At 72.1% G+C, this 21012-nt stretch carries 21 protein-coding genes; 14 read left to right on the top strand and 7 right to left on the bottom strand.

Features of this window, described 5'->3' with window-relative positions; translation table 11 throughout:
- Positions 1 to 66: 66 nt before the first annotated feature.
- On the top strand, positions 67 to 1032 hold the full coding sequence (galE, locus tag ABT369_RS12570; RefSeq protein ID WP_502891735.1) for a UDP-glucose 4-epimerase GalE: 966 nt from the start codon (positions 67 to 69) through the stop codon (positions 1030 to 1032).
- A gap of 17 nt (positions 1033 to 1049) precedes the next feature.
- Here the strand turns inward: galE and ABT369_RS12565 are convergent, their stop codons facing one another.
- The 4 genes from ABT369_RS12565 to ABT369_RS12550 are packed head-to-tail and all read right to left on the bottom strand — an operon-like array spanning position 1050 to position 4649.
- Entirely contained in the window at positions 1050 to 2264 is a 1215-nt protein-coding gene (locus ABT369_RS12565) for a sialidase family protein (RefSeq protein ID WP_350611852.1), read from the bottom strand.
- Positions 2257 to 2742: an RNA polymerase sigma factor gene (locus ABT369_RS12560; RefSeq protein WP_350611851.1), complete on the bottom strand. Its 486-nt coding sequence runs from the start codon at positions 2740 to 2742 to the stop codon at positions 2257 to 2259. The genes ABT369_RS12565 and ABT369_RS12560 overlap by 8 nt, the downstream gene beginning before the upstream one ends.
- Positions 2743 to 2794: 52 nt before the next feature.
- Positions 2795 to 4075 (bottom strand): beta propeller repeat protein, encoded by a 1281-nt coding sequence (locus ABT369_RS12555; RefSeq protein ID WP_350611850.1) that lies wholly within the window; start codon positions 4073 to 4075, stop codon positions 2795 to 2797.
- Positions 4065 to 4649: an RNA polymerase sigma factor gene (locus ABT369_RS12550; protein WP_350611849.1), complete on the bottom strand. Its 585-nt coding sequence runs from the start codon at positions 4647 to 4649 to the stop codon at positions 4065 to 4067. Before ABT369_RS12550 ends, ABT369_RS12555 begins: the two co-directional genes overlap by 11 nt.
- 93 nt (positions 4650 to 4742) lie before the next feature.
- On the opposite strand from ABT369_RS12550, the gene trpS reads away from it, so the two are divergent.
- From trpS to ABT369_RS12530, 4 genes are read left to right on the top strand one after another with little or no spacing between them, the layout of a single operon-like run.
- The gene (gene trpS / locus ABT369_RS12545; protein ID WP_350611848.1) at positions 4743 to 5768 is read left to right on the top strand and encodes a tryptophan--tRNA ligase; all 1026 of its coding nucleotides are present in this window, start codon (positions 4743 to 4745) and stop codon (positions 5766 to 5768) included.
- Entirely contained in the window at positions 5746 to 6291 is a 546-nt protein-coding gene (locus tag ABT369_RS12540) for a 2'-5' RNA ligase family protein (protein ID WP_502891737.1), read from the top strand. Before trpS ends, ABT369_RS12540 begins: the two co-directional genes overlap by 23 nt.
- A gap of 38 nt (positions 6292 to 6329) precedes the next feature.
- On the top strand, positions 6330 to 7376 hold the full coding sequence (locus ABT369_RS12535) for a YihY/virulence factor BrkB family protein (RefSeq protein ID WP_350611846.1): 1047 nt from the start codon (positions 6330 to 6332) through the stop codon (positions 7374 to 7376).
- Between the two features lie 8 nt (positions 7377 to 7384).
- A complete protein-coding gene (locus tag ABT369_RS12530; RefSeq protein ID WP_350611845.1) occupies positions 7385 to 7807 on the top strand; it encodes a hypothetical protein in 423 nt (140 codons plus the stop codon).
- A 195-nt stretch (positions 7808 to 8002) separates the two neighbouring features.
- Here the strand turns inward: ABT369_RS12530 and ABT369_RS12525 are convergent, their stop codons facing one another.
- Positions 8003 to 9463 carry a glycoside hydrolase family 13 protein gene (locus ABT369_RS12525; RefSeq protein WP_350611844.1) on the bottom strand — a complete coding sequence of 487 codons (1461 nt, stop codon included), beginning with the start codon at positions 9461 to 9463 and terminating at the stop codon, positions 8003 to 8005.
- Between the two features lie 54 nt (positions 9464 to 9517).
- A complete protein-coding gene (locus tag ABT369_RS12520; protein WP_350611843.1) occupies positions 9518 to 10432 on the bottom strand; it encodes a MerR family transcriptional regulator in 915 nt (304 codons plus the stop codon).
- A gap of 58 nt (positions 10433 to 10490) precedes the next feature.
- On the opposite strand from ABT369_RS12520, the gene ABT369_RS12515 reads away from it, so the two are divergent.
- The 8 genes from ABT369_RS12515 (at position 10491) to ABT369_RS12480 (ending at position 18877) form a co-directional block, all read left to right on the top strand.
- The gene (locus ABT369_RS12515; RefSeq protein WP_350611842.1) at positions 10491 to 10838 is read left to right on the top strand and encodes a hypothetical protein; all 348 of its coding nucleotides are present in this window, start codon (positions 10491 to 10493) and stop codon (positions 10836 to 10838) included.
- A 190-nt stretch (positions 10839 to 11028) separates the two neighbouring features.
- Complete coding sequence (locus ABT369_RS12510) at positions 11029 to 12090, top strand: BMP family lipoprotein (protein WP_350611841.1); 1062 nt, start codon at positions 11029 to 11031, stop codon at positions 12088 to 12090.
- An 84-nt stretch (positions 12091 to 12174) separates the two neighbouring features.
- The gene (locus tag ABT369_RS12505; protein WP_350611840.1) at positions 12175 to 13695 is read left to right on the top strand and encodes an ABC transporter ATP-binding protein; all 1521 of its coding nucleotides are present in this window, start codon (positions 12175 to 12177) and stop codon (positions 13693 to 13695) included.
- The gene (locus ABT369_RS12500) at positions 13692 to 14864 is read left to right on the top strand and encodes an ABC transporter permease (protein ID WP_350611839.1); all 1173 of its coding nucleotides are present in this window, start codon (positions 13692 to 13694) and stop codon (positions 14862 to 14864) included. Before ABT369_RS12505 ends, ABT369_RS12500 begins: the two co-directional genes overlap by 4 nt.
- The gene (locus tag ABT369_RS12495) at positions 14861 to 16117 is read left to right on the top strand and encodes an ABC transporter permease (protein WP_350611838.1); all 1257 of its coding nucleotides are present in this window, start codon (positions 14861 to 14863) and stop codon (positions 16115 to 16117) included. The genes ABT369_RS12500 and ABT369_RS12495 overlap by 4 nt, the downstream gene beginning before the upstream one ends.
- Before the next feature lie 45 nt (positions 16118 to 16162).
- Positions 16163 to 16873: a cytidine deaminase gene (locus ABT369_RS12490; protein ID WP_497986627.1), complete on the top strand. Its 711-nt coding sequence runs from the start codon at positions 16163 to 16165 to the stop codon at positions 16871 to 16873.
- Positions 16870 to 18147 carry a thymidine phosphorylase gene (locus ABT369_RS12485; protein ID WP_350611836.1) on the top strand — a complete coding sequence of 426 codons (1278 nt, stop codon included), beginning with the start codon at positions 16870 to 16872 and terminating at the stop codon, positions 18145 to 18147. The genes ABT369_RS12490 and ABT369_RS12485 overlap by 4 nt, the downstream gene beginning before the upstream one ends.
- 49 nt (positions 18148 to 18196) lie before the next feature.
- On the top strand, positions 18197 to 18877 hold the full coding sequence (locus tag ABT369_RS12480) for a DUF4272 domain-containing protein (RefSeq protein WP_350611835.1): 681 nt from the start codon (positions 18197 to 18199) through the stop codon (positions 18875 to 18877).
- A gap of 110 nt (positions 18878 to 18987) precedes the next feature.
- Here the strand turns inward: ABT369_RS12480 and ABT369_RS12475 are convergent, their stop codons facing one another.
- Positions 18988 to 19824, bottom strand: a complete 837-nt coding sequence (locus tag ABT369_RS12475) for a putative RNA methyltransferase (RefSeq protein ID WP_350611834.1) — start codon at positions 19822 to 19824, stop codon at positions 18988 to 18990.
- A 17-nt stretch (positions 19825 to 19841) separates the two neighbouring features.
- Between ABT369_RS12475 and ABT369_RS12470 the strand changes: the two genes are divergently transcribed.
- A complete protein-coding gene (locus tag ABT369_RS12470) occupies positions 19842 to 20930 on the top strand; it encodes an adenosine deaminase (protein ID WP_350611833.1) in 1089 nt (362 codons plus the stop codon).
- Positions 20931 to 21012 lie beyond the last annotated feature (82 nt).

Raw genomic sequence — 21012 nt, 5'->3', positions numbered from 1 at the left:
GCGCTTTTTCCATACCACTTTCGACGTGTAAATTTGTTGGAACGCGTCGACTTTTGGGAGGTTGTAGTGAAGCTACTCGTCACCGGTGGTGCCGGGTACATCGGCAGCATCGTGACCGCGCTGCTGCTCGACGCCGGGCACGAGGTGGTGGTGCTCGACGATCTCTCCACCGGCCACGAGGACGCGGTGCCCGCGGGCGCGGCCTTCGTGCGCGGGCGGGTCCACGACGCGATCGGCGACCTGCTGACGCCCGAGTTCGACGGGGTGCTGCACTTCGCGGCCTTCATCGCCGCGGGGGAGAGCGTGCAGAAGCCGGAGAAGTACTGGGAGAACAACGCGGTCGGCACGCTGCGGCTGCTCGACGCGATGCGGTCGGCCGGCGTCCGGCGGCTGGTGTTCTCGTCCACCGCGAACGTCTACGGCGACCCCGACACCGTGCCGATCCCGGAGACGGCGGCGGTGCGCCCGCCGAACCCGTACGCGACCTCCAAGCTCGCCGCCGACCACGCGCTGACCGGATTCGCCGTCGCGCACGGGCTCTCCGCGGTCAGCCTGCGGTACTTCAACGTCGCCGGAGCCCTGCGCCGGCCCGACGGCGGCATGATCGGCGAGCGCCACGACCCGGAGACGCACCTGATCCCGATCGCGCTGCAGGTCGCCGCGGGCAGGCGGGAGAAGCTGCAGATCTTCGGCGACGACTACGACACCCCCGACGGCACCAACATCCGCGACTACATCCACGTGGCCGACCTCGGCGCGGCCCACCTGCTCGCGCTCGGCACGATGGACGGGCCCGGTCACCGCGTCTTCAACCTGGGCAACGGCACCGGCTTCTCCAACCGGCAGGTCGTCGACGTCGTGCGCCAGGTCACCGGGCACCCGATCCCGGTCGAGATGGCGCCGCGGCGCCCCGGCGACCCGGCCCAGCTCGTCGCGTCCTCGGACAAGGCCAAGCGCGAGCTCGCCTGGACGCCGCAGTACGCCGACCTCGCCACGATGGTCGCCGACGCCTGGGCGTTCATGAACCGCTGAGGATCAGGCCCGCGGGGTCACTGCGCGTCGAGCTTCTGCCAGGTGACGCCGTCGACGGAGAACGCGGTGTAGATGGTCGTCATCTGGTAGGCGACGTAGCCGGCCTCGGTGCGCGCCAGCCGCATCGTCTGGTGCAGCCCCTCCAGCCGTACCCAGGACGCACCCCCGTCCTCCGAGACCAGCCAGTGGCCGTAGCCGTCGACGATGAGCAGGCGGCCGTCGGACAACGGGACCAGGTCGCCGCCGATGGTGGCCTGGCCCGCGGTCGGGTGGGGCGCCTCGAACGACGCCCCGCCGTCCGTCGAGGTCGCCACGGCGAGCAGGCGCTCCGGGGTCGCGGCCGCCTCCTGGGGGGCGACGATCGCGGCGAACACCGTGCGCCCGAGCATCGCCGCGCGGGCCGACGCGTTCGCCGGGAAGCCCGGGAACACGTGCGGTTCCCAGCTCACGCCGCCGTCGCGGGAGACCGCCACGGCCGGCGACCCGTCGGCGGCGCGCCCGCCGACCCACCACGAGCCGTCGCCGGCCTGGACGCGGGAGCGCCAGCACACGGCCAGGGGCGGCTGCTGCGGTACCGGGGCCAGGTCGGTCTTGGTGATCGAGCCCGTCGGTGCGCCGCACGCGTCGCCGGCCAGGGCGATCAGCCGGGAGTTGCCGGTCAGCGGCGCGGCCGGTCCCACCGGCGCGTTGTCGGTGTTCCACTGCACCCCGTCCGAGGTGGCCGCGCGCGGGTGCGCCGGGCCGGGGCCGACGAGCACGGCCCCGCCGGGGATCGTGATCAGCTCCGGGCGCCCGGCGATCGGCGAGCGGACGGTGCTCCAGGACCGGCCCCCGTCCGCGGTGCGGCTGATCCACGTGCCGGACCCGTCCGCGGTGAGCAGGAAGCCGTGGTCGGCGTCGAGGAACTCGGCGTCGCGCACGGTGCCCGGCAGGTCGGCCGGCAGGTGCGGCAGCCCGGTGATCGTGATGCCGTCCGCGCTCCACACCGCCGCCGGGTCGGACGCGGCCGCCGTCGGGGCCGGGTGGTCCCGGCGATCGAGCGCGACGGCGCCGACCCCGGCCGCGACCAGCGCGGCGATCGCGGCGGCCCCGGTCCGGGCGGCGAGCCGGCGCCGGCGCAGGGCGGCGGCCCGGGCCGCGATGACCTCCATCGGCGGTTGTTCGATATCGAGCCGGTCGCGCTCGGCCCGCAGCCGCGACGCCAGCTCGTCGCGCACGGGTTGCTCAGGCACGCGCCACCTCGTATCCGGGCAGCCGCGCGGCCAGGGCGGCGCGGCCGCGCGAGAGGCGCGACTTGACGGTGCCGGTGGGCACGTCCAGCGCGGCGGCGATCTCCTCCACGCTGAGGTCGGCGTAGTAGTGCAGCACGATGACCTCCCGGTAGCTGCGGGGGATGGCGTCGAGGGCGTCGGTCAGGTCGGTGCGGGTGGCGTCGGGCTGGTCCGCGTGCTGCTGCAGCGGCCGTTCCCGCAGCAGGACCCGGTCGAGGACGCCACGGCGGCGCCAGCGGCGGCGGACGACGTTGATCGCCACCGTGCGCAGCCAGGCCTCGGGGTTGTCGATGCCGGTGAAGCCGCGCGGGCGGGCGACGGCCCGCGCGAACGCCTCCTGCACCGCGTCGTGCGCCTCCTGCAGGTCCGTGGTGAACGCGTAGAGCTGCACCACGAGCCTGCCGTAACAGGCGTGGTACACCTCGCCGATGTCCCCCACGCTGACAACGATCCCCTGCGAACCCCGCGGGTTCCCAGAACTTTCCCGGACTTCAGTTGGGCTGGACGGTGCCGGACAGCACGGCGTCCTGCCAGGCCTTCGCGTCCTGTGACACCTTGGGCGGGTCGCCGAGCGCCGCGTAGCCGTTGTCGACCGTGGCGATCACCCCGCCCGGCCCCGGTACGACCGCGAAATGCTCGCCGTCGTTGCTGCCGAAGAAGAACGTCTCGGTGTCCGAGTGCACCCACATGAGCACCGAGCGGTCCGCGCGCACCAGCGCCCCGAGCGAGCGGTTGTCCAGCGTCTTGAGCTGCGCCGGCAGCTCGACCGCGCCGCGCACCTCGCGCCAGTTGAACCCGCCGTCGGTCGTGCGGAACACCCTGATCGCGTGGCTGTACGGCACGAAGGCCCACGCGCTGTGCCCGTCCGCCGAGGCCACCGCCGGCACGTCGCTGCCGGCCGGGGCGTCGAGGGTCCGCGCGAGCCAGCTCCCGCCCTGGTCGGCGCTGACGCTCACGGCCGGCGCCCCGGAGTGCAGGTCGGCGCCGGTGACCCACCAGCCGGCCTTGGCGGGCAGCCCCTGGGCGATCGTGCGCCGGGCCATGGGCGGCTGGCCGACGATGCTCAGCGTGCCGTCGCTCTCGCGAACGCCGAACAGGTCGCCGTACTGCACCAGCTGCACGCTGCGGTCGCCCGGCCCGAGCACGAGCCGGTCGCCGGGCCCCATCACCGGCGGGGTGTCCTGCGGGTTGAGCTGGGTCTGGGTGTCGGGCGTGAGCGCGAAGCGCACGCTGGCCCGCGACCCGGCGCCGACCTCGCCGCTGAGGATGAACGTGGACGCGGCGATCCGCAGCAGCTGGACGTTGGTGACCCGCTCCAGCGGGCTGGTGCGCAGCGCGTCCACGACGTAGGGGCTCGGCCGCTGGGTGGCGCCGCCGAGCCCGGTCACCTGCAGGCTGCAGCGGCGGGCCTGGGGGATCTCCACGCAGACGTCGACGGCGGCCACGAGGTTGGTCAGGTCCCCGGCGGCGGCCAGCACGGTGGTCGTGGACGGATACTTGCCCGGGGCCGTCGGCGTGTCCGAGACCGACGGGCTCCAGGCCTCGCCCAGGTCCGGGTTGGGGCCGAGCACCATCGGGCCGGGGCGGCCGTATACCCCGGCCAGCGCGACCGGGGCGAGCACCCCGAGCGTGCCCAGCAGCGCGCCCAGCACGGTCAGCCGGTCCCGCAGGCGCACGCGGCCGGCGCGGCGGTACAAGGTCACGAAGTCCGGCACCCAGGTGGCCGACTCGATCTGCTGCCGCAGGGTGCGGAAGTCCAGCTCAGGGCGCATCTCGCACCTCCTGGGGCTGGATCGGGCTCGGGGCGGGAGACGGGGCCGGGCGGCGGCGCGGGGCGCTCTGGTCGGACTCGACGTCGCTTAAGAGCTGCGCGAGCATGGCGCGGCCGCGCGACAGCCGCGCCTTGACCGTGCCCACCGGCACGCCCAGGGCGTCGGCGACCTCGTGGACCGACATGTCGGCCAGGTGGTGCAGCACGATCGTCTCCCGCGTGGCCTGCGACAGCTGTTGCAGGGCGGCGACCAGGGCGACCCGGTTGGGGTCGATGCCCGGCACGCTCTCCACCGGGCGGGCGACCCGGCCGCTGCGCACCAGTGTGTCGAACAGACGCCGCCGCCGCCAGCGCGTGCGTGCAAGGTTCATGGCGACGGTGCGCAGCCAGGCCTCGGGGTCGGCGACGTCGAGGAACTGCCGGGGCCGGGCCAGCGCCCGGGCGTAGGCCTCCTGCACGAGGTCCTGTGCCTCGGCGTGGTCGCCCGTCAGCGCGTAGAGGGCGGCCACGAGGCGGCGGTAGTGCGCCTGGTACGCATCGCGCACGGCCTCACGGGCCTCAAGCTCGTCGCCCACTCGTACACCTCCCTCTCCGACCGGCGCGGACTAGCACGCTATCCAGACAGACGCCTGTGTGAAGCATCCGGTTGCGCCTGACAGAATGGCGTCATGTCGTCTCCCGCCCGGCCCCGGGTCCTCTCCGGGATTCAGCCCACCGCCGACTCGTACCACCTGGGCAACTACCTCGGTGCCCTGCGTAACTGGGTGCCGATGCAGGAGACGCACGACACCTTCTACTGCGTGGTCGATCTGCACGCGATCACGATGGGCCACGACCCGGCGCTGCTGCGCAAGCGCACCCGGGTCGGCGTCGCCCAGCTGCTGGCCATCGGGCTCGACCCGGAGCGCTGCACCCTGTTCGTGCAGAGCCACGTGCCCGAGCACGCGCAGCTCGCCTGGGTGATGAACTGCCTGACCGGCATGGGCGAGGCCGCCCGGATGACCCAGTACAAGGACAAGTCGGCCAAGCAGGGGGCGGACCGCACCAGCGTCGGGCTCTTCACCTACCCGATCCTGCAGGCGGCCGACATCCTGCTCTACCAGGCCGACGCCGTCCCGGTCGGCGAGGACCAGCGTCAGCACCTGGAGCTGACCCGCGACCTGGCCCAGCGGTTCAACACCACGTTCGGCCAGACGTTCACGCTCCCGTCGCCGTTCATCATCAAGGACACCGCCAAGATCACGGATCTTCAGGAGCCGACGGCGAAGATGTCCAAGTCGGCCTCCACCCCCAACGGCCTCATCGAGCTGCTGGAGGACCCGGCCCGCGCGGCCAAGAAGATCCGCTCGGCGGTCACCGACACCGGCCGCGAGATCATCTTCGACCAGGAGAACAAGCCGGGCGTGTCCAACCTGCTCACCATCTACTCGGCGCTGAGCGGCCGGACGGTGCCGGAGCTCGTCGCGGCCTACGACGGCAAGGGCTACGGCGACCTCAAGAAGGACCTCGCCGAGGTCGTGGCCGAGTTCATCAAGCCGATCCAGCAGCGCACGAACGCCTACCTCGACGACCCGGGCCAGCTCGACAAGCTGCTCGCGATCGGGGCCGAGAAGGCGCGGGCGGTCGCGGTGCCGACACTGAAGACGGTGTACGACCGCATCGGCTTCCTCGCTGCCGGCGCGGCCTCGCACTGAGGTGCCCAAGACCACCATCGGCGTCGCGATCGACATCCCGCAGCCCTGGGGCGGCGAGCTCACCGCCGCCCGCCTGGCCGCCGGGGACCTGGTCGCGGAGCACGTGCCGGCCCACGTCACCCTGCTCGGCCCGACCGAGATCGACGCCGCCCGGCTGCCGGCGATCGACCGGCACCTGGGCGAGGTCGCCCGGGCGCACCGGCCCTTCGCCGTGCGGCTGCGCGGCACCGGCACGTTCCGGCCCGTCACCCAGGTCGTGTTCGTCGCGGTCGCGGCCGGGATAGCTTCGTGCGAGTCCCTGCACGCTGCGGTGCTGGACGGCTTCTTTCCGCCGACGCGCTATCCCTACCACCCGCACGTGACCATCGCGCACGACGTGCCGCCGGAGCAGCTCGACGCGGCGTTCGCGGACCTGGCCGGCTACGAGGCCTCGTTCACGGTCGGCGGATTCACGCTGTTCGAACACGAGGACGGCGGCCGGTGGCGTCCCCATGCGGAGTACCGCCTGACAGCGGACGATTGACGTGAGCGGTCCGGAGCGGAGCTTGCGGAGGTGACGGCGTGAGCGCTCTCGATCGGCTTGAGGCCGGTTTTGACCGCATGATCGCGGCGGCCCGGAGTCGCTCGCGGGTGTTCGACCACGTGTGGCGGGCCCAGGAGCGGTACTTCGACGTCGACGCCGTCCGCCTGGCCGCCGCGACCGCGTACTACGGCTTCTTCGCGGTGTTCGCGATGGTCGTCGTGCTGTTCTTCATCCTCGGCCGGGTGCTGGGCGGCAACAAGCTCGTCGTCGAGCGCGTGCAGATCTACCTGCAGGCCAACCTGCCGCAGCTGCAGAGCGACCAGATCTTCGCGGGCAGCCAGCAGATCGGCATCATCGCCCTGGTCGGCCTGGTCATCGCCGGGGTCGGCTGGGTGGAGAACCTGCGCTCGTCGCAGCGGGCGCTGTGGCAGCTGCAGGAGCACCCCGGCAACGCGGTGGTCCGCTGGCTGCTCGACCTCGCGGTGCTGGTCGGGCTCGGCCTGCTGCTGCTCGTCTCGATCGGCATCTTCGCCGGGATGCAGGAGCTGATCTACTGGCTCGCCGGGGACGTGGACCAGGACCCGGTGCGCGTCGCGCTGCGCGGCTTCTCGACCCTGCTCTCCGGGGTCGTGGACGTGTTCCTGGGCGCGGCCCTGCTCGTCGGCGTGCCCCGGCTGCGCATGTCGCTGCGGCGGCTGTGGCCCTCGGCGCTGCTCTTCGCGATCGGGCTGGGCCTGCTCAAGACGGTCGGGAAGTGGTACATCACCCGCACCGAACACAATCCCGCCTACCAGCTCGTGGCGGGCACGATCGGGTTGCTGCTGTACATGTACCTGCTGCACCAGCTCCTGCTCTTCGCGGCGGCGCTCTCGGCGACCAGCCCGCACGGGCGGATGCGCGACCTGGCCGGCGGGGCGCCCCGGGCCGATGTGCAGGCGGCCCGGCGGGCGGCGGAGCTGGTGGAGAAGGCGGCGGTGGCGACCGAGCACGCGGCGGAGGTGGCCGCTCACGTTGCGCCACCGGTGGCACCCCCGGTCGTGCCGTCCGGCGGTTCGGCGGGTGCGGAGCGCTCGGAACCGTCATGATGGGCGCCGTGGGTGCACTCGTGACTTTGGACCTGCCGGCCGACGCGCCGGCGCTGACCCTGCCGTGGATCATCACCTTCGGCCCGATGAACGACGAGGAGGAGTGGGAGCCGGTCGTGTGCGGCCCCTACGAGCGCGCGCACGCGCTCGCGCTCGCCGAGGCCGTGGTGGCCGACGAGGACCTGATGGCGGTCGTCGAGCCGCTCCAGCCGCACGTGACGGTGGCCCAGATCCAGGGCGACATCGCGGCGTCCCGGCTGGCGGCGGAGAACGAGGACGTGGAGACGGCGGCCCTGGACGCCGAGCTGGCCGGCTACGAGGAGTCGTTCCACGACCACGAGCACGGCGACGAAGACCACACGCACGAGCCGCCGTCGGTCGACGAGATCCGGGCGGGCTTCGCCAGGATCGCCGCCAAGCTGAACAGCTGACTACGCTTCGCAGTATCTGATTCGCCCTGGGTGAGATCGCAAGATCCAACTTTTTCGGGTTGTGTATGGTGCCAATAAGCGGAACGGGCACACACACCCGGTCGCCCTCTGTTCTCAGCTCTTCCTCGCGCGTCCTGTAATTCCCCCGTCGCCCTCGCCGCCAGGTTCCCTTCGCGGCGGTGGCGGCGGGGCTCGTCAGCCCGGTTCCATCCAGACCGTCGTGTCGGGCGGCAGCGTGCCGCCGACCGGCGAGCTGGCCAGCACCGGCTCCCGCGGCAGCGTGAACGCCGACCCGCCGAGGTTGGCCGCGACCAGGAAGCCCTCGGTCTCGAAGCACAGCACGTCCTCCGGGGCCGGCCGCCAGGTCAGCGAGGTGGCGGGCCGGCGGAGGCGGATCGCGTCGCGGTAGAGGTTGAGGATCGAGTCGGGATCGGCGCGCTGGGCGGCGACCGTGCGCCCGGCCCAGTCCGGCGGCATCGGCAGCCAGGCGCGCTCGCCCGGTCCGAACCCGAACGGCGGCTCGTCGCCCTCCCACGGCAGCGGCACCCGGCAGCCCTCGCGGCCCGGCTCGGCGCCGCCGGACCGGACCCACTGCGGGTCGGTGCGGACCTCGTCGGGCAGGTCGAGCACCTCGGGCAGGCCGAGCTCCTCGCCCTGGTAGAGGTACGCGGAGCCGGGCAGCGCGAGCATGAGCAGCGCGGCGGCGCGAGCCCGGCGCAGGCCGGCGACGCCGTCGCCGAAGCGGGTGACGGGCCGGCGCCGGTCGTGGTTGGAGATCACCCAGGTCGGCGGCGCCCCGACGCCGGCGGCCGCGGCGAGCGAGGCGTCGATGATCCGCCGCAGCTCGCCGGGGTCCCAGGGGGCCTCGAGGAAGTCGAAGTTGAAGGCCTGGTGCAGCTCGTCCGCGGCCACGTACCGCGCGACCCGCGCCGGCTCGGTGTCGAAGACCTCGGCCACGGCCATGCGCTCGCCCGGGTACTCGTCGAGGATCTTGCGCCAGCCGCGGTAGATCTCGTGGACGCGATCCTGGTCAAATACCGAAATAGGCGAAATGTCGGAAATGTCGGGCTTTATGAGGCCGTGGGCGACGTCTATCCGGAAGCCGTCCACGCCGCGAGCCAGCCAGAAGTGCAGGATGTCCTCGAACTCCGCCCGCACCTCCGGATTTTCCCAGTTCAGGTCGGGCTGCGACGGGTCGAAGAAGTGCAGGTACCAGGAGCCGTCCGGCAACTGGCTCCAGGCCGGGCCGCCGAAGAGGGACTGCCAGTCGTTCGGCGGGCCGGCGCCCCGGCCCTGGGCGAACATGTACCGGTCCCGCAGGCCCTCGGCGAACCAGGGGTGGGCCGAGGACGTGTGGTTCGGCACGATGTCGACGATCACCCGGAGGTTGAGGCGGTGCGCCTCGGCCAGCAGGGCGTCGAAGTCCGCCAGGGTGCCGAAGGCCGGGTCGACGTCCCGGTAGTCCGACACGTCGTAACCGCCGTCGATCATGGGGGAGCGGTAGAAGGGGGACAGCCACAGGGCGTCCACCCCCAGATCGGCCAGGTGCGGCAGGCGTGACGTGATCCCCGGCAGATCGCCGACGCCGTCGCCGTCGGAGTCGGCGAAGCTGCGGGGGTAGATCTGATAGATGACCGCGGTACGCCACCACTCCACGTGATCAACGCTACCGACGCTCCGGGGCGGGGGAGGGCGAAACCGGACCGGTGCTCAGGCCGGGAGCGTCGCTCGCAGTGCGGCCAGGAACCACGCCCAGCGGTGCATCGTCGCGGGGATCGGGGGCCAGCCGTTGATCACCGCCATCAGCTGCCAGTACCGCTCCGCCCGGGGCTCGACCGACAGTTCGATCGCGTCCGCCACCTCGCGGCGCAGCTCCTCGCCGTCGGTCCGGCCCGAGGCGGCGGCCCAGCGCGCCATCACCTGGTCCACCGTCGCGCCCGGGGACGGGGTGCCGCGCTCCTGGGCGTCCGTCACCAGGCCGATGAACCACTCCAGGCCGGCCGGGTCCGTCGGCACGACGCGGCGCGCGTCCGGGGCGAAGCTGCGCCGGCCCATCTCCCGCAGGCGCTCGCGGAAGTCCGGCGCCCGCAGCATCTCGGCCAGCTCGATCCACGCGTCCACCTGCTCGTCCGTCGGCTCGTCCGGCAGGTCCGCGGACACGCTGCGCAGGCCGGCGGTGAACTCGCGGGACTCCGACGAGTCCGCGATGCCGGAGAAGATGCTGTCGAAGAACTCGTCGATGATGCGCTGTCGTTCGTCCGCGCTCGCCTGGGCGATCCTGGCCAGGCGCTCCAGGTCGGCCGGGGTCGCGTCGCGGTCGGCCACCGCGCGCAGGGCCGCCCGGCGCAGGCGCAGGACCCGGATCTGGGTGCCCAGGGCCGCCGCGTGGGCCGCGGCCACCTCGCCCAGGTCCGCCCCCCGGTCGAGCACCCGGCGGATGGTGGCCAGGTCCAGGCCCAGCTCGCGCAGCGTGCGCACGAACTCCAGGCGCATGATCGAGCCGTGGTCGTAGCGACGGTACCCGGCGTTGGACCGTTCGGACTCGGGGACCAGGCCGACGTCGGAGTAGTACCGAATCGTCTTGACCGGCAGGCCCGTGAGGCGCGACAGCTCGCCGATGTTCATAGTGCGGATCCTCGACCCTCCAGCTGCGGGAGAGTCAAGGGGTCGCTAGGTTGCGCGGGTGGAACCTTTGCGGCTCATCCTCCTGTTCCTGCACCTGATCGGCTTCGCGATGCTGCTGGGCGGCTCGATCGCGCAGTACCTCACCGGGAAGCTCCGGATCAACCCGGCCATGCTCTGGGGCGCGACCATCCAGGTGGTGACCGGTCTCGGGCTCGCGGCTCCGCTGCGCGGCGGCGGGGATCACGAGCCGCCGAGCGCCAAGCTCGCCGTCAAGCTGGTGATCGGACTGATGATCTTCGTGATGGCCTTCTTCTCCCGCAAGCGGGACGAGGTCAACCGGGGTCATTTTCTCGCATTGGGCGGGTTAACGATCGTTAACGCCGCGGTTGCCGTGTTTTGGCGGTAACGGGGGTGTTACAAGATCGATCCCACGGGGCGGGAGCGCGCCCGGCACGTCACGGCCCTATAACGCACTCCTCCCAACCCGGCAGCAAACGGTGGTTCAGGACCGTCGAGGGCGTACGCTCCCGCCGTTGGGTTCACCGCGTTCGGGCGGTGCATTGGGAAGGGAGACCGTCTTGCGCCGAGTGCGTGGGATGAAGGTTCTCGCGGCCGCCGCGGTGGCGTTTGTCGCGTTGGGCAGCACTGCCGCTTGCGGTGACAGCAAGGACAGTGGCACTGGAGACAGCGGCAGCGCGCCGCCCGCGAAGAAGAGCGTCAAGGTCGGCCTCGCGTTCGACATCGGCGGCCGTGGCGACAAGTCGTTCAACGACTCCGCCGCCGCCGGTCTCGACCGGGTCAAGAGCGACCTCAACCTCGAGGTCAAGGACCTGGCCGCGGTCGCCGGGGAGAGCGAGAACGACAAGTACTCGCGCCTGAAGCTGCTCTGCACCAGCGGCTTCAACCCGGTCATCGCCGTGGGCTTCGTCTACGACGGCGCCGACGCCGCGAACGGGCCGCTCGCCCGCGCCGCCAAGGACTGCCCGAACACGAAGTTCGCGATCGTGGACGGCGGGACCCAGGCCGCCAACGTGGCGGACCTGACCTTCGCTGAGGAGCAGGGCTCCTACCTGGTCGGCGTCGCCGCCGCCCTGAAGACCAAGAAGGGCACCGTCGGCTTCATCGGCGGCTGCCAGGTCGACCTGATCAAGAAGTTCGAGGCGGGCTTCACCGCCGGCGCCAAGGCCACCAAGGCCGACATCAAGGTGCTGACGAACTACCTGTCGACCCCGGCCGACGCCTGCAAGGGCTTCAACGACCCGGCCGGTGGCAAGACGGCCGCCAGCGGCATGTTCGACCAGGGTGCGGACATCGTCTACGCGGCCGCCGGTGGCTCCGGCACCGGCGTCTTCGAGGCCGCCAAGGACAAGAAGGCCCTGGCCATCGGCGTCGACTCGGACCAGTACAACACCGTCTCCGACGCCTCGCTCAAGCCGGTCATCATGACCTCGATGCTCAAGCGGGTCGACAACGCGGTGTTCAACTTCGTCAAGGACTACGCCGACGGCAAGTTCACGGCCGGCGCGACCGTCTTCGACCTCAAGGTCGACGGCGTGGGCTACGCCACCTCCGGTGGTCAGGTCGACGACATCAAGGACAAGCTGGACGCGGCCAAGGCCGACATCGCCTCTGGCAAGATCACGGTGCCGTCCAAGTAACAAGTAGTACGTCCCGGTAGTAGACATCGGGTGTTCGGCGGGGGACTGTGATCCGGTCCCCCGCCTCATCTGTTAGGAGCCTGGATGACCGCGGAACCACCCGCCGTCGAACTGAAGGGGATCACCAAGCGGTTCCCCGGCGTTGTGGCCAACTCCGACGTCAACCTCACCGTGCGCAAGGGCACGATCCACGCGATCGTCGGTGAGAACGGTGCCGGCAAGTCGACCCTGATGAAGATCCTCTACGGCATGCAGCCCCCCGACGAGGGCGAGATCATCGTCGACGGGGGCGCGGTCAGGTTCTCCTCGCCGCAGGGCGCGATCGCGGCCGGCATCGGCATGGTGCACCAGCACTTCATGCTCGCCGACAACTTCACCGTGACCGAGAACGTGGTGCTCGGGGCGGAGAAGCTCTACGGCATCGGGTCGCGGGCCAAGGCCAAGATCACCGAGATCTCCCAGCGGTACGGCCTGGGCGTGCGCCCGGACGAGCTGGTCGAGAACCTCGGGGTCGGCGACCGCCAGCGCGTCGAGATCCTCAAGGTGCTCTACCGCGGCGCCCGGATCCTCATCCTGGACGAGCCGACCGCGGTGCTCGTCCCGCAGGAGGTCGACGAGCTCTTCGGCAACCTGCGCGAGCTCATCCGCGAGGGCCTGACCGTCCTGTTCATCTCGCACAAGCTCGACGAGGTGCGCGCGGTCGCCGACGACATCACCGTCATCCGCCGCGGCACCACCGTCGCCTCGGTCAAGCCGGCCGACGTGAGCGCCCGCCAGCTGGCCACCCTCATGGTCGGCAGCGAGCTGCCCAGCCCGGAGGCGCGCGAGTCGACCGTCACCGACGAGCCGGCCCTGGTCGTCGAGGGGCTCACGGTCCTCGGCGCGGGCGGCCGCCCGGTCGTGAGCGACGCGACCTTCACCATCCACCGTGGCGAGGTCGTCGGCATCGCCGGCGTCGAGGGCAACGGCCAGGCCGAGCTGGCCGAGGCCATCCTCGGCATGCGCGAGTCGACCGGCACCATTCGCCTCGGTGCCGACGACGTCTCCGGCTGGAGCACCCGGCGCCGCCGCGAGGCCGGCATCGGCTACGTGCCGGAGGACCGGCACCGCCAGGGCCTGCTGCTGGACGCGCCGCTGTGGGAGAACCGGATCCTCGGCCACCAGACCGAGCGGCCCAACGCCCGCGGCGTGCTCATCGACGTCGGCGGCGCCCGGCGCGACACCCAGCGCATCGTGGAGCAGTACGACGTGCGCACCCCCAGCATCGACGTGGCCGCCGTGGCCCTCTCCGGCGGCAACCAGCAGAAGCTCATCGTCGGCCGCGAGATGAGCCACGAGCCGAAGGTCCTCATCGCCGCCCACCCGACCCGCGGGGTCGACGTCGGCGCGCAGGCCGCGATCTGGGACCACATCCGCAACGCCCGCATCGCCGGCATGGGCGTGCTGCTGATCTCGGCCGACCTGGACGAGCTCATCGGCCTGTCCGACTCCCTGAAGGTCATCTACGGTGGGCGGCTGGTGGCCGACGCCGACCCGGCCACCGTCACCCCCGAACAGCTGGGCGTCGCGATGACGGGCGCCACGATCGAGGAGGCCTCCCAGTGAGCGCGGGAACCACCACCGCCTCCCCGCCGCCGTTCTGGCGGCGTATCGACCCGGCCAAGCTCCTGCCCCAGCTCATCGCGCCGGTCGCGGCGCTGCTGCTGGCCGCCGTGATCTCCTGGATCGCGCTCTCGCTCACCGGCAAGGACGCGGCCCAGGCCTTCAGCGACATGCTGGACTTCGGCACGCAGCCGGACTCGATCGTCGAGATCCTGAACAAGGCCAGCGAGTACTACATCGCCGCCGTCGCCGTGGCCATCGGCTTCAAGATGGGCCTGTTCAACATCGGCGTCGAGGGCCAGTCGAAGATCGGCGCGTTCATGGCCGGGGCCCTGGCCAGCGCCTCCTTCATGAGCTGGATGCCCGGCTCGCTGCGGATCGTGCTGATCATCGTGGTCGCGGCCATCGTCGGCGCGATCTGGGCCTCGATCGCCGCGCTGCTCAAGACCCAGCGCGGGGTCAGCGAGGTCATCTCCACGCTGATGCTCAACGCGATCGCCGGCCAGGTGGTGACCTGGCTGCTCAACGACCACTGGGGCGTGCAGCAGCCCGGCGCGCAGATCAAGACCACGGGCGTGCTGCCCGAGAGCTCCTGGATGCCCGGCCTGCCGATCGTCTCCGGCACCGACCAGAAGGTGCTGGGCTTCCTGGCCATCGCCGCGGTGCTCGGCGTCGTCTACTGGTTCACCATCAACCGCACCCGCTTCGGCTTCGACCTGCGGGCCACCGGCTACAACCCGTTCGCGGCCACGGCCAGCGGCGTGAGCGCCAAGAAGATGGTCATCACCGCGATGGTGATCTCGGGCGCCATCGGCGGCCTGGTCAACCTGCCGCGGATGCTCGGCGAGACGCACACCTACACCGAGGGCTTCGGCGGCATCGGCTTCACCGGCATCGCGGTCGCGCTGCTGGGCCGCAACCACCCGGTCGGCATGGCCCTGGGCGCGATCCTGTGGGGCTTCCTGGCCCGCTCCCAGCTCATCCTCGACCTCGACGGCATCCCGAAAGAGATCGTGGTGATCATGCAGGGCGTCGCCGTCCTGTCCGTGGTCGTCGCCTATGAGCTGGCCAACCGCATCGGCCGCCGCGCCCAGCAGAAGCGGGTCGGCGCCGCCACCGCGGCCCCGGTCGGCTCGGCCCCGCTGGCCACGGCATCGGAGGAGTCCAAGTGAGCACCGACGCGATGCTCTCCGCCGTCGCGGCGGGACCGGCCGCGCCCAAGCGGCGCCGCATGAGTACCTCCCGGATCCTGCTCATCATCGCCGGGACCCTGATCGGCCTGTCGCTGGTGCACCTGCTCACCGGGGCCGACGACGTCACCTCGCAGGGCGCCATCCAGGCCGCGCTGCAGGCCGCGGTGCCGATCGGGCTGGCCGGCCTCGGCGGTCTCTGGTCGGAGCGGGCCGGCGTGGTCAACATCGGCCTCGAGGGCCAGATGATCCTCGGCACCTGGTTCGGCGCCTGGGGCAGCCTCAACTACGGGCCCTGGGTCGGCCTGCTGATCGGCATCGCCGGCGGCGCGATCGGCGGCCTGCTGCACGCGCTGGCCACGGTGACGTTCGGGGTCGACCACATCATCTCCGGCGTGGCGATCACGCTGCTGGCGCCGGGCATCACGCGGTACCTCTCCTTCATCGTGTGGGGCAGCGGCGGCGCGACCCAGTCGCCCGCGCTCAAGCCCGACCAGACCGTGCCGCGGGTCTCGGTGCCGTTCGTCGACAAGCTCGCCGGGCTCGAGAAGCACCACTGGTTCCTGGTCAGCGACCTGGCGGGCGTGCTGCGCGGCCTGCTCGTGGACGTGTCGCTGGTGACGGTGCTCGCGGTGCTGCTGATCGTCGGGACCGGGCTGGTGCTGTGGCGCAGCCCGTTCGGCCTGCGCGTGCGCTCGGTCGGCGAGGACCCGCGGGCGGCCGAGAGCCTCGGCATCAACGTCTACAAGTACAAGTACTACGGCGTCGTCATCTCCGGCGCGATGGCCGGCCTCGGCGGCGTGTACCTGTCGACCGTCAGCTCGGTGATCTTCCGCGAGGGGCAGACGGGCGGCCGCGGCTACATCGGTCTCGCCGCGATGATCTTCGGCAACTGGCGGCCGGGCGGACTGGCGCTGGGCGCCTCGCTGTTCGGCTACACCGACGCGCTGCAGCTGCGCCGCGGCTCGGAGTCGGTGCACGCGCTGCTGATCCTCGTCGGGGCGCTGCTGCTGGCCCTGGCCGTGTGGGAGTTCGTGCGGCGCAACACCGTGGTCGGGGTGGCCGCGGGCGTGCTGGGCATCCTGTCGTACGTCATCTACTTCACCGTCGACAAGATCCCCACGGCGCTCGTGCAGGCCACGCCCTACATCACGGTGCTGGTGGTGCTGGCGCTGGCCGCGCAGCGACTACGGATGCCCGCGGCCGACGGCAAGACCTATCGCCGCGGCGGATGACCTTGGAGGACCTTGCCCAGGCACTATTGAGCCGTGAACTCTCTCGTGATTGATTGGGACGCGCTTCGGGGCGCGGCGGTTTCGGCCATGGAACGGGCGTACGCGCCGTACTCCAAGTTCCCGGTCGGCGCCGCCGCGCTGGTCGACGACGGCCGGGTCGTGGTCGGGTGCAACGTCGAGAACGCCTCCTACGGCCTCGGCCTGTGCGCCGAGTGCGGCCTGGTCTCGAGCCTGCAGGCCACCGGCGGCGGCCGGCTGCTCGCGCTGGCCTGCGTGGACGCCGAGGGCCGGCCGCTCATGCCGTGCGGGCGGTGCCGCCAGCTGCTCTGGGAGCACGGCGGGGCCACGCTGCTGATCGATCACGTGGGCGGGCCGCTGCCGATGTCGGCGCTGCTGCCGTACGCCTTCGACGACACCGACCTCGCCCGCGTCAACGAGCGCGAGGTGGATCTGGGCCCGACGGTCCCCGCCGCGCTCGCGCTGAAGGTCGGCAGCGGGACCGTCTTCGTGCACCCGGACGTCGCCGAGGGCCGGCAGGTCTGGACGTCGTACTGGGAACGTTCATCCGGCACCGGTGATGACGAGCCGACGGGCATCCTGGAAGAGGGCCCGATCTTCGCCACGGCCGCCGAGGCGGTCGACTGGGGCCGCATCCGCACCCCGCGCGTGGTCGTCGTCGACGCGCAGGGCACCGCGAGCTGGGCCGGGGACACCCCCCGCCCGGCCGGCATCGAACAGGACTGGAGCACGCGATGAGCTTCGCGGCCGTGGACGTCATCCGCGCCAAGCGCGACAAGGGCGTGCTGAGCGACGAGCAGATCGACTGGGTCGTCGCGGCCTACACCCGCGGCGAGGTCGCCGACGAGCAGATGTCGGCGCTGGCGATGGCGATCCTGCTCAACGGCATGACGCCGGGGGAGATCGCCCGCTGGACCGCGGCGATGATCGCCTCCGGGGAGCGGCTGGACCTGTCCAAGGTCGGCCGGCCGACCGTCGACAAGCACTCCACCGGCGGGGTCGGCGACAAGATCACGCTGCCGCTGACGCCGCTCGTGGCCGCGTGCGGGGCGGCGGTGCCGCAGCTGTCCGGCCGCGGCCTCGGCCACACCGGCGGGACGCTGGACAAGCTGGAGGCGATCCGCGGCTTCGGCACCAGGCTCTCCAACGAGGAGTTCACCGAGCAGCTGCGCACGGTCGGCGCCGCGATCTGCGCCGCGGGCGAGGGTCTGGCCCCGGCCGACCGCAAGCTCTACGCGCTGCGGGACGTCACCGGCACGGTCGAGGCCATCCCGCTCATCGCGAGCTCGATCATGAGCAAGAAGATCGCCGAGGGCACGTCGGCGCTCATCCTCGACGTGAAGTTCGGCTCCGGCGCGTTCATGCGCGAGGTCGCCGACGCCCGCGAGCTGGCCCGCACCATGGTGGAGCTGGGCAAGGCGCACGGCGTGACCACCGTGGCGCTGCTGACCGACATGGAGGTGCCGCTCGGCCGGGCCGTCGGGCACTCCGTCGAGGTCGAGGAGTCGCTGGAGGTGCTGGCCGGCGGCGGGCCGCAGGACGTCGTCGCGCTCACCCTGGCCCTGGCCCGGGAGATGCTCGACGCGGTCGGGCTCGGCGACGCCGACCCGCAGGACGCGATCGCCGACGGCCGCGCGATGGACTCGTGGCGGGCCCTGGTGCGCGCGCAGGGCGGCGACCCGGACGCCCCGCTGCCGGTGGCGAACGAGGTGGAGACGATCACCGCGGCGGCGGACGGGTTCGTGTCGGGGCTGGACGCGTACGCGGTCGGCGTGGCCGCGTGGCGCCTCGGGGCCGGCCGTGCCCGCAAGGAGGACCCGGTCAGCAAGTCGGCCGGCATCATCCTGCACCGCAAGCCGGGCGAGCCGGTGCACGCCGGCGACGTGCTCATGGAGCTGCGGGCCGAGGACGCCGCGAAGCTGCCGGCGGCGCTGGAGCTGGCCCGCGGGGCGATCACCCTCGCGGATGCGCCCCCGGCCAAGCGGCCCCTCATTCTCGACCGGATCTCCTGATGCGAAGTCTGGCCGAACGGACGGTTATGCGGACGGTTATTGTGCGCGGGTGACCACGACGGCGCCGGATCCGCAGCGGGTGCGGGAGGCGAGCCTCGAGGAGCTGCACCGCCTGCGGCTCCCCCTTCCCCCGCCCGACTTCCCGCTGGTCTGGGAGCCGGGGGACCATATCGAGCTGCGCCCCGGGCCGGAGATCGAGGCCCGGGCCGCATGCCTGAACGTGGTGCTCGCCCGGGCCTGGGGCATGCCGCCCGAGCTTGGCGTGCAGTGGCTGGCCGAGGCGCGGCTGATCGACCGGCTCACCCCGCCGGAGTGGCGGTTCGTGGCCGACGGCGACGGCGACGAGCGCGCGTTCGCCCTGCACGTGGAGGCCATCTTCGCCCTGGCGTGGCTGCTGGGCATCGCGATGGACCTCGACCCGCTGCGGGGCGCCGCCGACGGGCTCATGGAGCGGCTGCCCGGCCTGGCCCAGGGGGAGAGCTTCGCGGCCTGGCGCCGGCGCACGCTGGCCGCCCCGCGCCCGGTCGCCGACGCGGCCCGCCAGCTCGACCTGTATTACTGCCTGGACTGGTCGCTGCGGGAGTGCGCGCTGCGGCGCCTGCCCCTGCCCGGGCAGGTCGACGCGGGGGCGGCGGGGCAGCGGCGGTGGGCGCTGGAGTGGGCGGTGGTCTTCACCGGGCCATATCACGGGGCGGCGCCGAGCTGGGAACAGGTCGATCTCAGTACATAACAGCCCATGACTCGGGTCCGCGGGGGTGCGGACCGTCGCTCCCGCCAGACACCGCTCGGCGCTGGCGCGCCGTCGCTGCCAGGTCCGCCGCTGGTCACCGCGATCCAGCTTCAGTCCTTCGGGTGCGGGCGTGGGCGCCACACGGTGAGGTCGACGTCGAGGGTGGCGGAAATCGGCTCCGGCATCTCCTCCAGGGCCGCGCGGATCTTGTCCGGGTCGGTGTGCCACGCGCTCGGACCCATCCCGACCAGGGCGAAGGCGTCGGCGCGGCCGAGGGCGAGCGGGGTCCGGACCCGCCGGGCCTCGCTGCGGCCGAACCAGGGGTCGAGGCTGCGGTGCAGGCGCTCGCCCTTGGCCGGGTCGACGCGGATCAGGCCGAGCGCGTCGACGAGCTCGGCCAGGTGAGCGGCGGCCGGGGTGGCCACCACCAGGGCGCCGTCCGGGTGCAGGACGCGCGCGAACTCGGCCCCGGAGCGGGGCGCGAAGACGTCGAGGATGACCGCGGCGGCGTGGTCGGCGACGGGCAGGCCCTGCCAGATGTCGGCGCGGACGGCCCCGATGCGTTCGCCGGCCCGGGCGGCGCGGCGCAGGGCGGGCTTGGAGGTGTCGATCGCGAGCCCGTCGCGCCCGTCGGCGGTCGCGGCGGCGAGGTAATGGGCCGTACCGGCGCCGACCTCCACCACCAGGCCCGGCCGTTCGCGCCCGGCCAGCTCGGCCACGGCCGCGCTCAGGGCGCCGAAGTGGCCGGCGGCGAGCAGGGCCTCCCGGGCCGCGACCATCTCGGCCGTGTCGCCGGTGGGGGCGGGGCGGCCGGCGGTCAGATCGACGTACCCCTGCCGGGCGACGTCGAAGGAGTGCCCCTGCGGGCATCGCAGCGCCCGGTCGCCGGGGGAGAACGGGGCACGGCACACGGGACAGCGCAGATGTGTGATGAGAGCGGGTCGCACCCTACTAGTGTCGTTGCATGGCTTCACTGGCTGTACCAACCATCGACGAGATCCGTCGCGCGCCCAAGGCCCTGCTCCACGACCACCTCGACGGGGGCCTGCGCCCCGCCACGATCCTGGACCTCGCGGCCGAGATCGGCCACGAGCTGCCGGCCGCCACCCCCGACGGGCTGGGGGAGTGGTTCGTCGCCGCCGCGGACTCGGGTTCGCTGGAGCGGTACCTCACCACCTTCGCCCACACCGTCGCGGTGATGCAGACCGCGGACGCGCTGCACCGGGTCGCCCGCGAGTGCGCGCTGGACCTGGCCGCCGACGGGGTGGTCTACGCCGAGGTCCGCTTCGCCCCCGAGCAGCACCTGGAGGCCGGGCTCACCCTGCCCGAGGTCGTCGAGGCGGTGCTGGACGGGTTCCGGACCGGCTCGGCCGAGGCGGCCGAGGCGGGCCGCCCGATCCGGGTCGGCACCCTGCTCACCGCGATGCGGCACGCGGCGCGCTCGATGGAGATCGCGGAGCTCTCCATCCGGTACCGTGACGCCGGCGTCGTCGGCTTCGACATCGCGGGCGCCGAGGCCGGCTTCCCGCCCACCCGGCACCTCGACGCCTTTGAATACCTCCAGCGCGAGAACTCACATTTCACCATTCACGCCGGTGAGGCGTTCGGCCTGCCCTCGATCTGGCAGGCGCTGCAGTGGTGCGGCGCGGACCGGCTCGGGCACGGCGTGCGCATCGTCGACGACATCGCACACGACGACGACCAGAGCACCACGCTGGGGCGGCTGGCCGCGTACGTGCGGGACAAGCGCATCCCGCTCGAGCTGTGCCCCTCGTCCAACGTGCAGACCGGCGCGGCCGCCTCGATCCGCGAGCACCCGATCGGGCTGCTGCGCGACCTGCGGTTCCGCGTTACCGTCAACACGGACAACCGGCTCATGAGCGGCACCAGCATGTCGCGCGAGATGGCGCTGCTGGTGGAGGCGTTCGGCTACGGCTGGTCGGAATTGCAATGGTTCACGGTGAATGCGATGAAGAGTGCCTTCATTCCGTTCGATGAGCGCCTCGCGCTGATCAATGACGTCATCAAGCCGGCGTACGCGAAGCTGCTGTGATGTCCGCATTTGTCACCGGTGATCATCCGGCTGTAGTCCAACCTTCTTCGCAAGTTTCGATTAAACGGACATATCCGTAAAA

The organism is Dactylosporangium sp. NPDC000244 (genome assembly GCF_040300725.1).
Lineage (GTDB): Bacteria > Actinomycetota > Actinomycetes > Mycobacteriales > Micromonosporaceae > Dactylosporangium.
Note: the sequence above shows the minus strand (reverse complement) of the source record. Positions and strands in the feature narration are given on the sequence as shown.